Annotated in this window: 14 protein-coding genes; 5 read left to right on the forward strand and 9 right to left on the reverse strand. The window is 60.1% G+C overall.

What is annotated here, in order from left to right:
* Positions 1-58 precede the first annotated feature (58 nt).
* The 4 genes from KZH41_RS03025 to gpmI all read right to left on the reverse strand — a co-directional run bounded on the left by KZH41_RS03025 (position 59) and on the right by gpmI (position 5,283).
* Positions 59-844: a divergent polysaccharide deacetylase family protein gene (locus tag KZH41_RS03025; RefSeq protein ID WP_094952179.1), complete on the reverse strand. Its 786-nt coding sequence runs from the start codon at positions 842-844 to the stop codon at positions 59-61.
* Between the two features lies 1 nt (position 845).
* Positions 846-2,174: a S41 family peptidase gene (locus KZH41_RS03030; protein ID WP_094952180.1), complete on the reverse strand. Its 1,329-nt coding sequence runs from the start codon at positions 2,172-2,174 to the stop codon at positions 846-848.
* 30 nt (positions 2,175-2,204) lie between these two features.
* On the reverse strand, positions 2,205-3,500 hold the full coding sequence (locus KZH41_RS03035; protein WP_094952181.1) for a murein hydrolase activator EnvC family protein: 1,296 nt from the start codon (positions 3,498-3,500) through the stop codon (positions 2,205-2,207).
* A 256-nt stretch (positions 3,501-3,756) separates the two neighbouring features.
* Positions 3,757-5,283 carry a 2,3-bisphosphoglycerate-independent phosphoglycerate mutase gene (gpmI, locus tag KZH41_RS03040; protein ID WP_263274365.1) on the reverse strand — a complete coding sequence of 509 codons (1,527 nt, stop codon included), beginning with the start codon at positions 5,281-5,283 and terminating at the stop codon, positions 3,757-3,759.
* A 151-nt stretch (positions 5,284-5,434) separates the two neighbouring features.
* Here gpmI and KZH41_RS03045 point away from each other — a divergent pair, with 151 nt between their 5' ends.
* Genes KZH41_RS03045 through secB form a run of 3 tightly spaced genes read left to right on the forward strand, consistent with a single transcriptional unit; the run spans position 5,435 to position 6,626 of the window.
* The gene (locus tag KZH41_RS03045; protein ID WP_263274366.1) at positions 5,435-5,848 is read left to right on the forward strand and encodes a rhodanese-like domain-containing protein; all 414 of its coding nucleotides are present in this window, start codon (positions 5,435-5,437) and stop codon (positions 5,846-5,848) included.
* A gap of 1 nt (position 5,849) precedes the next feature.
* A complete protein-coding gene (gene grxC, locus KZH41_RS03050; RefSeq protein WP_094952184.1) occupies positions 5,850-6,104 on the forward strand; it encodes a glutaredoxin 3 in 255 nt (84 codons plus the stop codon).
* Between the two features lie 42 nt (positions 6,105-6,146).
* The gene (gene secB / locus KZH41_RS03055) at positions 6,147-6,626 is read left to right on the forward strand and encodes a protein-export chaperone SecB (RefSeq protein WP_083355711.1); all 480 of its coding nucleotides are present in this window, start codon (positions 6,147-6,149) and stop codon (positions 6,624-6,626) included.
* Positions 6,627-6,776: 150 nt separating this feature from the next.
* Here secB and KZH41_RS03060 read toward each other — a convergent pair whose 3' ends face one another.
* Positions 6,777-7,232, reverse strand: coding sequence for a tRNA (cytidine(34)-2'-O)-methyltransferase (locus KZH41_RS03060; protein WP_003171120.1), 456 nt, complete (start codon positions 7,230-7,232; stop codon positions 6,777-6,779).
* On the opposite strand from KZH41_RS03060, the gene KZH41_RS03065 reads away from it, so the two are divergent.
* The gene (locus tag KZH41_RS03065; protein ID WP_094952185.1) at positions 7,231-7,671 is read left to right on the forward strand and encodes a hypothetical protein; all 441 of its coding nucleotides are present in this window, start codon (positions 7,231-7,233) and stop codon (positions 7,669-7,671) included. The two genes, KZH41_RS03060 and KZH41_RS03065, sit on opposite strands and share 2 nt — an antisense overlap.
* Positions 7,672-8,140: 469 nt before the next feature.
* Here KZH41_RS03065 and ntrC read toward each other — a convergent pair whose 3' ends face one another.
* The 3 genes from ntrC to KZH41_RS03080 form a co-directional block, all read right to left on the reverse strand.
* Complete coding sequence (gene ntrC, locus KZH41_RS03070; protein WP_094952186.1) at positions 8,141-9,577, reverse strand: nitrogen regulation protein NR(I); 1,437 nt, start codon at positions 9,575-9,577, stop codon at positions 8,141-8,143.
* Positions 9,574-10,659: a nitrogen regulation protein NR(II) gene (gene glnL, locus KZH41_RS03075; protein WP_078046461.1), complete on the reverse strand. Its 1,086-nt coding sequence runs from the start codon at positions 10,657-10,659 to the stop codon at positions 9,574-9,576. The genes ntrC and glnL overlap by 4 nt, the downstream gene beginning before the upstream one ends.
* 373 nt (positions 10,660-11,032) lie before the next feature.
* Positions 11,033-11,629 (reverse strand): chorismate mutase, encoded by a 597-nt coding sequence (locus KZH41_RS03080; protein ID WP_406980080.1) that lies wholly within the window; start codon positions 11,627-11,629, stop codon positions 11,033-11,035.
* Positions 11,630-12,014: 385 nt separating this feature from the next.
* Between KZH41_RS03080 and KZH41_RS03085 the strand changes: the two genes are divergently transcribed.
* Entirely contained in the window at positions 12,015-12,254 is a 240-nt protein-coding gene (locus KZH41_RS03085; RefSeq protein ID WP_083355706.1) for a DUF6124 family protein, read from the forward strand.
* Between the two features lie 71 nt (positions 12,255-12,325).
* On the opposite strand, the gene glnA is transcribed toward KZH41_RS03085, so the two are convergent.
* Positions 12,326-13,732, reverse strand: coding sequence for a glutamate--ammonia ligase (gene glnA / locus KZH41_RS03090; RefSeq protein ID WP_017138628.1), 1,407 nt, complete (start codon positions 13,730-13,732; stop codon positions 12,326-12,328).
* Between the last annotated feature and the right edge of the window lie 310 nt (positions 13,733-14,042).

Below are 14,042 nucleotides of genomic sequence, written 5' to 3' on the forward strand. Positions count from 1 at the left end.
GCTCTCCAGTTGATAGGAGTATCAACTATCGAAGAGCGAGCGCATTGCCGAGCTGTATTTATCTACGCAACGGAAGATAAATGCCGTTTTTCCCATGCCCGGCCATGGCCTGATTGCCACGTACGCTGATCATCAACTTGATATCAATCCAGTCGATGCCCTGGGCCTTGAGCTTGGGCAACTCGCGCTCCAATACCGCCAGGGTTTGCGGGTAAGGGTGGCCGATCATTACGGCTGAACCTTGTTTGTGCGCCAGTTTGATTGCGGTTTGCAGCTGCGTGGTGATCGCCGCTTCGGTGCGCTCGTCATCGAGGAATACATCCCGCGAGACATGCGCCAAGCCAATCTTCTGCGCCTCGGCGGCGGCGACGGTCTGTGCACTGGTGCGGCTGTCGACAAAGAACTTGTTGCGTCGTTGCAGCTCGGCCATCAGCCACGCCATGGCGGCCGGTTGGGCGGTCATGCGGCTGCCCATGTGGTTATTGATGCCGGCGGTGTAGGGCACGGCCTTGAAGGCGGCCTCCAGGCGTTTGCCGAGTTCTTCGATGGGCAAGTCGGGGTGCCAGGCGAACGGGCCGGTAGCCGGGTCCATGGGCATGTGCAGGATCACGATCTTGCCGGCCTTGTGCGCTTCGCGGGCGAATTCGGCGGCGTGGGGCGTGTCCGGCATGATCGCCATGGTCACCGGCCCAGGCAGGGCCAGCACGCGACGATCCCGGGGCAGGTTTTGCCCCAGGTCGTCGATGATAAGGGTCAGGTAGGCTTTATGCGGCTCGCCCGCAGGCGTCGCGTGGGCGACGCCTGCCAGGCTGCACAGCACAGCGATGATCAGGGCAAAACGCATATCAACGGCTGCGCGTAATGCTCAGGCCTTTAAGCAGGCTCAGCGCCTGGGCCAGTTGATAATCATCGTCCTGCGGCATCGGCTTGGCTTTGGTGGCGCTGCCGGTCGGCTGGTCGGCGCCGCCGTTGCCATTGCCCAGGTGGCCTTGCAGGTCGGCCTCTTTGTAGTACTCGCTGTCGATCTCGTTGGTGATCTTGGCTTTACGTACTTCGATGTCCGGCACGATGCCTTGGGCCTGGATCGAGCGACCGTTCGGCGTGTAGTACAGCGCCGTGGTGATCTTCAGCGCGCGCTCGTTGTTGAGCGGCAACACGGTTTGCACCGAGCCTTTGCCGAAACTGGTGGTGCCCATCAGTACGCCGCGTTTCTGGTCTTGCAAGGCGCCGGCGACGATTTCGGAGGCCGAGGCGCTGCCGCCGTTGATCAGCACAGCCAATGGCACGTTTTCGCTGAGGTCATTGCCGGTCGCTGAGAAGCGCAGTTCGGAGTTAGCGATACGGCCCTTGGTGTAGACGATCAGGCCTTTGGTGATGAAGTGGTCGACCACTTCCACCGCCGACTGCAACACGCCGCCCGGGTTGTTACGCAGGTCGAGCACGATGCCGTTGAGTTTCTTGCCGTTGTCTTTGCGCAGCTTGGCCAGGGCCTTGGCCACTTCGTCGCCGGTCTTGACCTGGAACTGGGTGATACGGATGTAACCGTAGCCCGACTCCAGCAGCTGGCTCTTCACGCTCTTGACCGTGATGGTCGCGCGGGCCAGGGTTACGTCAAACGGGTTGCCGCCGTCGCGCACCAAGGTCAGGGTGATTTTTTGGCCGAGCTTGCCGCGCATCTTGTCGACGGCTTCGGTCATGGACTGGCCACGGGTCGGCTGGCCGTTGATCTTCACGATCAAGTCGCCGGCCTGGATACCGGCCTTGGATGCTGGGGTGTCGTCGATCGGCGACACCACTTTGATCTGGCCGTCTTCGGAGCCGACTTCGATGCCCAGGCCGCCGAATTCGCCGCTGGTGCTTTCCTGCAGCTCAGCGAAATCTTCCGGGCCCAGGTAGGCAGAGTGCGGGTCGAGGTTGCTGAGCATGCCCTTGATGGCATTTTCCAGCAGGGTTTTATCGTCTACGGGTTCGACATAGGCTGCCTTGATCCGGTCCATGACCTCGGCAAAGGTACGCAGCTCGTCCAACGGCAGCGGGGCCTTGGTGGTCGCAGCCGTGGTCGCGGTCGTGGCGGCGGGTGCAGCTCCAGCGGCCTGGTCGGCAAAAGCCAGAGGCGCGCCGATCACCAGGGCGATCGTCAGGGCCAGCGAAGTGAGGCGGGACAAATGCAGCATGTCGAACGAACTCCTAATGTAGATGCGGCCCTATCCTTGGGAACGGCACCATTGTGCAGGGTCGCTCGGGCGGCCCTGCTGACGAATAGCGAAGTACAGCGCTGGCGTGTCCTGCCCACCACTGTTACCGACAGTGGAGATGGATTCGCCGGCTTTTACAACATCACCTGCCGACTTGAGTAAAGTCTGATTGTGGCCGTAAAGGCTCAAATAGCCATTACCGTGGTCAAGAATCACCAACAAACCCGCGCCCCGCAGCCAATCGGCAAACACCACACGGCCACCATGCACGGCATGCACCTGGCTGCCGGCGCCGGCGCTGATCATGACGCCATCCCACTTGGCGCGGGTGTCATCGCCACGGGTTTCACCGAAGCGTGCCAGTAGTCGACCATCAACGGGCCATGGAAGTTTGCCGCGCGCTGAAGCAAAAGGGCCGCCGAAGTTCTCGCCGGCGCTGGAAACCAGTGGCCCTGGGGCTGCGCGCGGCGGTTTACGGGGCGCCGGTGCGTCGGTGGTCGCTGCCAGTTCGGCCTCACGCTGGCGCTTTTTTTCCGCTTCCTGCTGGGCGATCAGCGCTTTCTGGCGCGCTTCTTCAGCCTCACGTGCCTGGCGGGCCAGGGTTTCTTCGATGGTTTTGAGCACTTTGCCGAGGTCGGCCTGGTCCTGCTCGCGTGCTTGGAGCTTGGCGTCGCGGGCTTTTACATCGTTATTGAGCTTGGCCAGTGCCAGCTGGCGCTCCTTACGTACCTTGTCCAGTTGGTCGCGCTGGGTGTCGAGGGCGCTTTTCTGGTCGAGCAGCTGGGATTGCTGGTCGGCAATTTCCTGTTCGACATTGGCCAATTGGCGCAGGGTTTCGTTAAAACCCTTAAGTTGCGCCAGGCGTGCCTTGCTCAGGTAGTCGTAATAGGTGAGGGTGCGCGCGAATTTTTCCGGGTTCTGCTGGTTAAGCAGCAGCTTGAGGTATTCCTGGCGGCCGCTCTGGTAGGCGGCGCGGGCCTGGATCGCGATCAGGCGTTGCTGTTCAACGCGTGCGCTCTGGAGTTTTTTTTTCTCAGCGTCGAGTCGCTCCAGTTCCGACTCGCTCTTCTTTAATTCTTTTTGCAGCTCCTGGACCTGCTTCTCGAGCTTGCCCATCTCGGTTTCCGTGCCGCGCAGGTCTTTCTGCACCCCGGATTTTTCTTCCTGGAGCTTGCCGAGCAGTTTTTTCAGCTCAGTAATGTCCTGACGCGTAGCGTCCAACTGTTGTTGGGTTTGTGCGCGCTCATCGGCAAACGCCGGTTGGAGCAGGCAGACAAGAGCGAGGGTAATCAAGGCGCGAAGCATAGAGGCGGGCGACACCAGGGAAAGGGACAGCCTAGTATGCCCGCCAAGCGCCGCAAAAAAAACGCCCAATTGGGGCTTGCGGGCAAGATAGGTGCCGAGTGGCGTTGGTGTGGCAAAAAGATATCCTCAAAAGCACCTTCCAACCCTGTGGGTGCTGGCTTGCCTGCGATGCGGACACCTCGGTGCTTCAGAGATACCGAGTTGATGCTATCGCAGGCAAGCCAGCTCCCACAGGGGCTTGCGGTGCGTCTCAGGGTCAAACCAGAATCGAAGTCCCGGTCATCTCTTTCGGCTTCTCCAACCCCATCAGCTTCAGCATGGTCGGCGCCACATCCGCCAGCACGCCGCCTTCACGCACTTTCAGGTCGCGCTTGCCGACATAGATGAACGGCACCGGCTCGGTGGTGTGGGCGGTGTGGGCTTGCCCGGTGGATTCGTCGGACATCTGCTCGCAGTTGCCGTGGTCGGCGGTGATCAGCGCTTCGCCGCCGACTTTCTCCAGGGCTTCGACGATGCGGCCGACGCACAGGTCCAGGCATTCCACGGCTTTTACGGCCGCTTCCAGGTTACCGCTGTGGCCCACCATGTCGCCGTTGGCGTAGTTGACCACGATCACGTCGTAACGCTGATTGTCGATGGCATCGACGATCTTGTCGGTGACTTCGGGTGCGCTCATTTCCGGCTGCAGGTCGTAGGTGGCGACTTTTGGCGACGGGATCAGGATGCGTTCTTCGCCCGGGAACGGTTCTTCACGCCCGCCGGAGAAGAAGAAGGTCACGTGGGCGTATTTTTCGGTTTCGGCGATGCGCAACTGGGTCTTGCCGTTTTTCGCCAGGTAGTCGCCCAACACGTTTTCCAGGCTGCCCGGGGCAAACGCCGAGGGGGCCGGAATGTTGGCGGCGTATTGGGTGAGCATCACGAACTCGACTTTCGGTTGGCGTGCGCGCTCAAAATCTTTGAAACCGGTATCGACGAACACGTGGCTCAGCTCACGGGCACGGTCGGCGCGGAAGTTCATGAACACCACGGCGTCGCCGTCTTCGACTTTCACCGGCTCGCCGAGGGTAGTGGCTTTGACGAATTCATCGCTCTCGCCACGCGCATAGGCGGCCTCCAGGCCTTCCTGTGCGGTGGCGGCGTTGAATTCGGCCTGGCCGTCGACGATCAGGTTGTAGGCCTGGGCCACGCGGTCCCAGCGGTTGTCACGGTCCATGGCGAAGTAACGGCCGACCAGGCTGGCGATGCGGCCCTTGCCGAGGGCGGCGAAGGTGGCGTCGAGCAACTCGATGGACGACTGCGCGCTTTTTGGCGGGGTGTCGCGGCCGTCGAGGAAGGCGTGCAGGTAGATCTTGTCGGCGCCGCGCTTGAACGCCAGCTCGGCCATGGCGACCAGGTGGTCCTGGTGGCTGTGCACGCCGCCGTCGGACAACAGGCCCATGAAGTGCACGGCCTTGCCGGCTGCGACTGCTTTATCCACCGCCGCGCAAATGGTCGGGTTCTCGAAGAACTCGCCGTCGCGGATCGATTTGGTCACGCGTGTGAAGTCTTGGTATACCACTCGTCCGGCGCCGAGGTTCATGTGGCCGACTTCCGAGTTGCCCATCTGGCCGTCCGGCAGGCCTACATCCATCCCCGAACCTGAGATCAAACCGTTGGGTACGGTGGCGGTGAGGCGGTCGAGTACCGGCTTCTTGGCCGAGTACACGGCGTTGTCGTGGTGGCTTTCACTGTGTCCGAAGCCATCGAGAATTATCAGGACCAAAGGTTTAGGCGTAGTAGTCATAGATCCTCTCGCGGCGGTAATAAAGGAAGGCAATCTAAAAGGGAGTAGCAGTCTAAAGCGAAGTTCCGACCACGTCACCGCTTTACGGGGGTTGGCCCCCCCTGACGGCTGTGTATACTTACCGCCATTTTAACGCCCTGGAACCTCCTTGATGGTTGATCACCTGATTGCATTTGCCACTGCCCACTACCTGCTCGCGGGTGCCTTCGTCATCCTGCTGGCGCTGCTGATCGCTCATGAAATGAGCCGCGGTGGCCGCAGCCTGAGCACGTCGGAGCTGACCGCGCTGGTCAACAAGGATGAGGCCGTTGTCGTGGATATTCGCCCGGTCAAGGATTTTGCCGCCGGCCATATCGTCGGCGCCCTGAACATTCCACAGGACAAGCTCATCGCACGCCTGGTCGAGCTGGAAAAACACAAAGGCAAGACCATTATTCTGGTCGACGCCCAAGGCCAGCACGCCGGGACCCACGCCCGCGAGATGCTCAAGGCTGGTTTCACCGCCGCCAAACTGTCCGGCGGTATCGGCAGTTGGAAGGCCGATAACCTGCCGTTGGTGAAGTGACATGAGTCAGGTTGTCGTTTACTCCAGCGATTGGTGCCCTTACTGCATGCGGGCCAAGGCCCTGCTTGAGAAAAAGGGCGTTGCCTTCGAAGAGATCAAGGTCGACGGCAAACCCCAGGTGCGCGCCGAAATGACCCAGAAGGCGGGGCGCACGTCCGTGCCGCAGATCTGGATCGGCGACAAGCATGTCGGTGGTTGCGATGACCTGTTCGCCCTGGAGCGCGCCGGTAAACTCGATGCGCTGCTGCTCGTCTGACTCCTAAACCCTAAAAGACCCCAAGATCAAGAAGGATCTGTGATGACTGACCAACAGAATACTGAAGCAGCAGAAACCCAAGGCCCACAATTCTCGCTGCAGCGGATCTACGTGCGTGACCTGTCGTTCGAGGCGCCGAAAAGCCCGGCCATCTTCCGTCAGGAATGGACTCCAAGCGTTGCGCTGGACCTGAACACCCGTCAAAAGGCACTGGAAGGTGACTTCCACGAAGTCGTGCTGACCCTGTCGGTCACCGTCAAGAATGGCGAAGAAGTCGCCTTCATCGCTGAAGTGCAACAGGCCGGTATCTTCCTGATCCAGGGCCTGGACGAAGCGTCCATGAGCCACACCCTGGGCGCGTTCTGCCCGAACATCCTGTTCCCGTATGCCCGTGAGACCCTGGACAGCCTGGTCACCCGTGGCTCGTTCCCTGCGCTGATGCTGGCTCCGGTGAACTTCGATGCCTTGTACGCGCAAGAGCTGCAGCGCATGCAACAGGAAGGTTCGTCGACCGTTCAGTAAGTCGACGCGGTAAAAATGTGGGAGCGGGCTTGTGTGGGAGCTGGCTTGCCTGCGATAGCATCACCCCGGTGTGACTGACACACCGAGGTGCCTGCATCGCGGGCAAGCCCGGCTCCCACACAAGCCCGCTCCCACATTTGTTTTTACGTGTTACTTGAAGCCGAGCTGGCGCCAGCCTTCGTAGACCGCGACGGCCACGGTGTTCGACAGGTTCAAGCTGCGGCAACCCTCGCGCATCGGCAAGCGCAGGCGATGGCCGTCGGGCAGTGCGTCGAGCACCTCGGCCGGCAGGCCACGGCTTTCCGGGCCGAACAGGAAGGCGTCGCCTTCGGCAAAGCTGGCATCATGAAACGGCCGCGAGCCCTTGGTGGTAAACGCGAACAGCCGTGGGTGGCCCAGGCTTTCCAGGCAACTGGCCAGATCGGCGTGGCGCTTGAGCGTGGCGTACTCGTGGTAGTCCAGCCCGGCGCGGCGCAGGCGCTTGTCGTCCATGTCGAAGCCCAGCGGCTCAATCAAATGCAGGTGGCAGCCACTGTTGGCGCACAGCCTGATAACGTTGCCGGTATTCGGCGGAATTTCTGGTTGAAAAAGGATGACGTGAAACATGCACGGCTCCGAAGGCAAAGATGCGCTGCATTCTACCCCTGAAGACGACCCAAGGCCGAAGCTATTGCCCAGGGTCTTGGGCTCAATGGTGATTGTCGGTTTGATGATCGGCCTGATGATTGGCCGCCTGACCACCCCGGAGCCGGTCGAATTGCAACAGGTAGAGCTGGCAAAGGACGGCGTGGTGGTGTGGTTCAACAGCGAGCCCAAGCTGCACGGCGAGCAGGTGGATGGCACCGTGGCGCTGCTGTTCGACGCGCAGGGCAAGGTGGCCAATGGGCAACTCAAGGTCAATGACAAGGACGTGAACTGGCGCATCCGCAAGACCGATAGCGGCTTGCTGCTCAACCTGGTGGCGGCTCGGCCGTTGCGCGGGGAATGGAAGGGAGAGAAGGCCGATGGCCGCTGGCGGCTTGAGATCCATCTCCAAGAGCAATAAAAGAGGGAATCCCCGGCCTGCCTGTACCGAGGTTCCCGAAACGGGTGTGGGGCACGACGCGATCCGCATCAAGCACCCCAGGTGTAAAGAGGGGATTCTCGGCCTGCCTGTACCAAGGTCCCCGAAACTGGGTAGTACAAGGGTTATTGCAGGGCGCGTGCCAGAGTTTGTAATTTGTGCCAAAAAATCACGCCATAAAGCGCAAAGCCCCGGAATACGGGGCTTTGGTGTTTTTGCTGTTCAAGGTTTTTTCAGCGTGGCTGATGTTTCAAGCGTTGGATCCATGCCCGATGCCGGTTCATGGTGCATTGAAGCGGTGCACTGCATCTGATCTGATCGTTCCCACGCTCCGCGTGGGAATGCATCGTGTGACGCTCCGCGTCACCAGTGCACAGACCTCAAGTTGCAGTGAGGCCTGGACGCGGAGCGTCCGGGGAGGCATTCCCACGCAGAGCGTGGGAACGATCAGTCAGCCCTCATCACCCTCATCTTCATCCCCGCCATCCACCTTCATCCCCAGCTCCTTGATCTTGCGCGTCAGGGTATTACGGCCCCAGCCCAGCAGCACGGCGGCGTCGCGGCGGCGGCCGGCGGTGTGCTTCAAGGCGGTTTCGATCATGATTCGCTCGAACGCCGGCACGGCGCTGTCGAGCAGGTTCGACTGGCCACGCGCCAAGGCCTGATCTGCCCATTGGCGCAGCGCCTGTTCCCAGTTGGTCACAGGGGCTGAGTCCTGCGGCAGGCTGAGCAGCTCCGGCGGCAGGTCGCTGATATGCACTTCGCGACCCGAAGCCATCACGGTGATCCAGCGGCAGGTGTTCTCCAGCTGGCGCACGTTACCTGGCCACGGCAGGTTCTTGAGGTATTCCTCAGTCTCGCTTTTCAGCAGCTTCGGCTCGACGGCCAGCTCTTGAGCGGCGCGGCTGAGGAAGTGGCGGGCCAGGGTCGGGATGTCTTCGCGACGGTCCGACATGCGTGGGATATGGATACGGATCACGTTCAGACGGTGGAACAAGTCTTCACGAAATTTGCCCGCGTGCACCAGGGTTTCGAGGTTCTGGTGGGTCGCCGCGATGATGCGCACGTCGACCTTGACCGGCGTGTGCCCGCCAACGCGATAGAACTCACCGTCGGCCAATACGCGCAGCAAGCGGGTCTGGGTGTCGGCCGGCATGTCGCCGATCTCATCCAAGAACAGCGTACCGCCGTCGGCCTGTTCAAAGCGGCCGCGACGCAGGTTGGCGGCACCGGTGAAGGCGCCTTTCTCATGGCCGAACAGCTCGGATTCCATCAAATCCTTGGGAATCGCCGCCATGTTCAGCGCGATAAACGGCGAGGCCGCCCGTGGGCTGTGGCGGTGCAGTGCATGCGCCACCAGCTCTTTACCGGTGCCCGACTCGCCGTTGATCAGCACGGTGATGTTGGAGTGGCTCAAGCGCCCGATGGCGCGAAACACTTCCTGCATCGCCGGCGCTTCGCCGATGATTTCCGGGGTGCGGGTCAGGGCGGGTGGGGCTTGCTGGTTCTGTTGTTCCTGGGCGTGCTGGTTGGCGCGCTTGACCAGCGCCACCGCCTCATCCACGTCGAACGGCTTGGGCAGGTATTCAAAGGCGCCGCCTTGATAGGACGCGACAGCGCTGTCCAGGTCCGAGTGCGCGGTCATGATGATCACCGGCAGGCGCGGGTGCTGCTCACGGATGCGCGCGAGCAAGTCCAGGCCACTGGCGCCGGGCATGCGGATGTCGGAGATGATCACGTCCGGCTGCTGGCGCGCCAGGCGGCTCATCACGCCGTCGGCGCTGTCGAAGCTCTGGGTGGTCATGCCTTCCTGTTGCAAGGCTTTCTCGAGGACCCAGCGGATAGAACGGTCGTCATCGACGATCCAGACAGTTTCACTACGGCTCATGTCGATGGGGCTCCTTGTTCCAGAGGCAGAAAGATCGAGAACGTGGTGTGGCCGGGATGGCTTTCACATTCGATCAAGCCCTGGTGCTGGCTGATGATGTTCTGAGTAATGGCCAGGCCCAGCCCGGTACCGTCCGGGCGGCCGCTGACCATGGGAAAGAAAATGGTTTCCTGCAGTTCCGCAGGAATGCCCGGGCCGTTGTCGATGATCTCGACTTTGGTCACCAGGCGATGGCGCACATGGCCGATGGTGAACTGGCGCAGGGCGCGGGTGCGCAGGCTGATGCGGCCCAGGCGCAGCTCGTTCTGGCTGCTGATGGCCTGCATGGCGTTGCGCACGATATTGAGCACCGCCTGGATCATCTGTTCGCGGTCGATCAACACGTCGGGAATGCTTGGGTCGTAGTCGCGCACCAGGGTGATGCAGCCTTGGCTTTCGGCCTCGACCAGTTGGCAGACGCGCTCCAGCACCTCGTGCACGTTGGTCATCGCCAGCGATGGCAACTTGTTGGAGCCGAGCATGCGGTCCACCAGGTTACGCAAGCGGTCGGCCTCCTCGATGATGACGTTGGTGTAGTCCTTGAGGTGCTCCTCCGGCAGTTCGCGGGCCAGCAGTTGCGCGGCGCCGCGAATCCCGCCCAACGGGTTCTTGATCTCGTGGGCCAGGCCACGCACCAGCATCTTGCTGGTTTCCTGCTTGGACAGCTGCGCTTCTTCCTTGGTGATGCGCAGCAGGCGGTCACGTGGGTGCACTTCGAGCAGCAGCAGGGTGGTGCCGTTGCTCAGGATCGGGGTCACGGCGTAGTCGACCGTCAGCGTCTGGCCGGTGAGGGCGGTGAGCATCGCTTCGCGCTTGGTGAACGGGTGTGCCTGCTCCACCGCCTGGCGCAAAGAACTCAAGGCTTCGGCCGACTCGGTGAACAATTCGCTGATGAACTGCCCATGGCTGCGCTGGCCGCTGATGGCCAGGAGCATCTCCGCCGCCGGGTTCATGTACTCAAGACGCAGGTCGTCATTGAGCAGAATGGTCGCGGTGGTCAGGTTGTCGAGTAACAAACGGTGCAGTGCATCGCTGATGGTCATCAGGACCTCTTTTGGAGCAAGGCGCGGGCTTGAGGCACACGCTGATACAAGGAAAATGCAAAAACCAAACCAAGGCTCCGAAAAGAAGCGTTAAACCCCTGAAATAGGGGTTTAAGGCGCGAAACTGTGGCGTTCTGCCAGCTTGATCGGGAAGAATCGAACCAAAATGGGCTGGGCAGATGGGAAGCGTGCAGGCTATCGCACCAATATAGTGCGGTTTTGTGAAACCTGTTCAGGAAGTGAGGGCTGGCGATGAATTGGCATGAGTATCTAGGTCAATGTGGGAGCTGGCTTGCCTGCGATAGCAGTATTGAATGTGCCGACGCTATCGCAGGCAAGCCAGCTCCCACAGTTCTGATTGGGTTTGCAGTCTTTAACCTTTGTAGATGCACAGCTCAGCGGTGGCGCGGATCATCGCCAGCTGGCGCATTGGTTCGTTCTGTGGCTCATGGACGGCTTGCGTCACCCATTGCGGGCACTGTGGGTCGGTGCGCTGTGGGGTGAAGTCCGCAAGCTGCTGGAGCAGGCGTTTTTGCAGTTGATCCAGCTGCGGACGAATCTGCTTCACCAGGTCCGGGCGCGGGTTGTCGGGCGCTTTGCCTTGGAACTGCCAGTCGGATAGATGGGTGTATTGCACCAACTTATTGGCTTCGATCTGCGCCGAGAAAAATTGCTCGGCGGCGGCGGGGTCCAGTTTGTAAGTAGGCGCCTGGGCGACGACGCTGGCGATCACTTCCTGTTCGCGCTTCTTGTCCTCTACGGGCTTGTGGCTGTCCCATTTGCTCAGGGCAACCTGGTCGGCGATCTCCAGGCGCTCGGCGATGCTGTTGAGCAGAGGCTCCAGGGTGGGCGGCGCGGCGCTCGCACTGGCGCTGATAAATAACAAAGCGAACACAAGTCGATGTTTCAAAGCAGATCTCCTGTGGGAGCTGGCTTGCCTGCGATGCGGGCAACTCGGTACAGCAGGTATACCCAGCTGATGCTATCGCAGGCAAGCCAGCGCCCACATGTTGATTGGGTTTGCAGGTTGGGGGCGGTGTCAGTCAGAGGCTACCTTAACTTGCGTGCTTGCCTACAGGTGAGCCAGAATCCGCCGGCTTGTACGGCTGGCTTGTCGTCTTTAAGGTTGCTCGGTCGCTGCTCATCAGCGATCAGGTTTAGTAGCCTGGATTCGAATTGTAGGTCGTGCATTCTCCATCAATCAGATTTCCCAAATCTGTGCTTGATGGTGGCTGTGCGCAGGGCATCCTCGGATGCGCCGGGCTTCTACATTCACCGGTCTACTAACCTGCGCACAGCCGCCACCCTTTCGTTTAGTAGCGAAGCGAAGGCGGCCTCATTGAGGAATGTAGAAAATGTTCAAACCAACCCCAAATCCACCTCCATCCGTCTTCACCATCGATCCCGGTAGCGACGACGAGTCCCTGCTGGTCAACAGCTTCGAAGCCTTCTCCTCGGTCAGCACCTTGTTGCTTGATTTGTCCGAGGCGCTGGAAGGCAAACACCGCGATACGGTTCTGGCGATTCACCAGCTCAGTGCCTTGGGCACCTTGATGATTGCCAAGATGCTCGACCGCCACGCCCCGGCCCGCTGAACCCCAGGCAAAAAAAAGACCTCCCGAAGGAGGTCTTTTTTCATCACGCCACGTTAAGCAGCGCTACCGGATCAGCAGCTGTAGTACAGCTCGTATTCCAGTGGGTGTACGAAGGTGCGTACTTTGATTTCTTCTTCGCTTTTCAGCTCGATGTAGGCATCGATGAAGTCGTCGCTGAATACGCCGCCTTTGGTCAGGAACGCACGGCCCTTGTCCAGCTCTTCCAGGGCTTCTTTCAGGCTGCCGCACACTTGTGGGATCTCTTTGGCCTCTTCAGGCGGCAGGTCGTACAAGTTTTTGTCGGCGGCGTCGCCTGGGTGGATCTTGTTCTGGATACCGTCCAGGCCAGCCATGACCAGGGCAGCGAAAGCCAGGTACGGGTTAGCTGCTGGGTCCGGGAAGCGCGCTTCGATACGGCGAGCGCGTGGGCTGGACACGTAAGGAATACGGATCGAGGCGGAACGGTTGCGAGCCGAGTAGGCCAGCATTACCGGCGCTTCGAAACCTGGGACCAGACGCTTGTAGGAGTTGGTCGACGGGTTGGTGAAGCCGTTCAGGGCCTTACCGTGCTTGATGATACCGCCGATGAAGTACAGGGCGGTGTCGGACAGGCCGGCATAACCTTCGCCAGCGAAGGTGTTCTTGCCATCTTTGGCGATGGACAGGTGAACGTGCATACCCGAACCGTTATCGCCATACAGCGGCTTAGGCATGAAGGTAGCGGTACGGCCGTAGGCATCAGCCACGTTGTGTACGCAGTACTTCAGGGTCTGAACTTCGTCAGCCTTGGCCACCAGGGTGTTGAACTTCACACCGATTTCGTTCTGGCCGGCAGTCGCCACTTCGTGGTGGTGAACTTCGATGACCAAGCCCATTTCTTCCATGGCGTTGCACATGGAGGTACGGATTTCGTGGTCGTGGTCGAATGGCGGAACTGGGAAGTAGCCACCTTTGATGCCTGGACGGTGGCCTTTGTTGCCGCCTTCGATGTCCTGGTCGGACATCCACGAACCTTGTTCAGAGAAGATCTTGAACATGGAGCCGGAGATGTCGGACTTGAACTTGACCGAATCAAAGATGAAGAATTCTGGCTCTGGGCCAACGAATACGGTGTCGCCGATACCGGTCGACTTCAGGTATTCCTCGGCACGCTTGGCGATCGCACGTGGGTCGCGGTCGTAGCCTTGCATGGTCGAAGGCTCGATCACGTCGCAGACGATGATCAGGGTTGGGTCTTCGGTGAACGGGTCGAGAACGGCAGTGCTGTCGTCCGGCATCAGGATCATGTCGGAAGCTTCGATGCCTTTCCAGCCAGCAATGGAGGAACCGTCGAACATTTTGCCTTCTTCGAAGAAAGCATCATCCAGCGCGTCGCGAGCCGGCATGGTCACGTGGTGCTGAGTACCTTTAGTGTCCGTGAAGCGCAGATCAATCCATTTAACGTCATGATCTTTGATGAGTTGAACCGACTTCGACATGGTGTCCTCCGGGTGGCTTCGGGCTGGGGTAGTGGAGTTAGCCCTTAGAATGTGGGTGATGCCGGCGCGAATACTCGACCAAGGCAACCTGCCTCACAAGAGAGCAAATTGCATGCCAGTGCGCCAACATGGCCTTTTTGCCTCAAAATGGCCCCTATAACGGTGCAATCCGCTGAAGCGGAATAATTAACGCACTGCAATGTAGCGTTAATTTGCGCAAATGACCCGTTTTGGTGCGCGGTATCGTCAATGCATATTAACTGGTTAAACCTTGAGCGATTTCCGCTATAATCCGCGCCCCCCTTTTTCA

Origin of the sequence: Pseudomonas sp. YeP6b, from assembly GCF_025642995.1 — a bacterium.
Lineage (GTDB): Bacteria > Pseudomonadota > Gammaproteobacteria > Pseudomonadales > Pseudomonadaceae > Aquipseudomonas.

What these genes read in the sequence shown, in the direction of transcription:
- gpmI (WP_263274365.1), bottom strand. Translation starts at nt 5,283, where the DNA reads ATGACTACTACGCCTAAACCTTTGGTCCTGATAATTCTCGATGGCTTC.
- glnA (WP_017138628.1), bottom strand. Translation starts at nt 13,732, where the DNA reads ATGTCGAAGTCGGTTCAACTCATCAAAGATCATGACGTTAAATGGATT.
- glnL (WP_078046461.1), bottom strand. Translation starts at nt 10,659, where the DNA reads ATGACCATCAGCGATGCACTGCACCGTTTGTTACTCGACAACCTGACC.
- KZH41_RS03060 (WP_003171120.1), bottom strand. Translation starts at nt 7,232, where the DNA reads ATGTTTCACGTCATCCTTTTTCAACCAGAAATTCCGCCGAATACCGGC.
- grxC (WP_094952184.1), top strand. Translation starts at nt 5,850, where the DNA reads ATGAGTCAGGTTGTCGTTTACTCCAGCGATTGGTGCCCTTACTGCATG.
- ntrC (WP_094952186.1), bottom strand. Translation starts at nt 9,577, where the DNA reads ATGAGCCGTAGTGAAACTGTCTGGATCGTCGATGACGACCGTTCTATC.
- KZH41_RS03045 (WP_263274366.1), top strand. Translation starts at nt 5,435, where the DNA reads ATGGTTGATCACCTGATTGCATTTGCCACTGCCCACTACCTGCTCGCG.
- secB (WP_083355711.1), top strand. Translation starts at nt 6,147, where the DNA reads ATGACTGACCAACAGAATACTGAAGCAGCAGAAACCCAAGGCCCACAA.
- KZH41_RS03035 (WP_094952181.1), bottom strand. Translation starts at nt 3,500, where the DNA reads ATGCTTCGCGCCTTGATTACCCTCGCTCTTGTCTGCCTGCTCCAACCG.
- KZH41_RS03065 (WP_094952185.1), top strand. Translation starts at nt 7,231, where the DNA reads ATGCACGGCTCCGAAGGCAAAGATGCGCTGCATTCTACCCCTGAAGAC.
- KZH41_RS03030 (WP_094952180.1), bottom strand. Translation starts at nt 2,174, where the DNA reads ATGCTGCATTTGTCCCGCCTCACTTCGCTGGCCCTGACGATCGCCCTG.
- KZH41_RS03025 (WP_094952179.1), bottom strand. Translation starts at nt 844, where the DNA reads ATGCGTTTTGCCCTGATCATCGCTGTGCTGTGCAGCCTGGCAGGCGTC.
- KZH41_RS03085 (WP_083355706.1), top strand. Translation starts at nt 12,015, where the DNA reads ATGTTCAAACCAACCCCAAATCCACCTCCATCCGTCTTCACCATCGAT.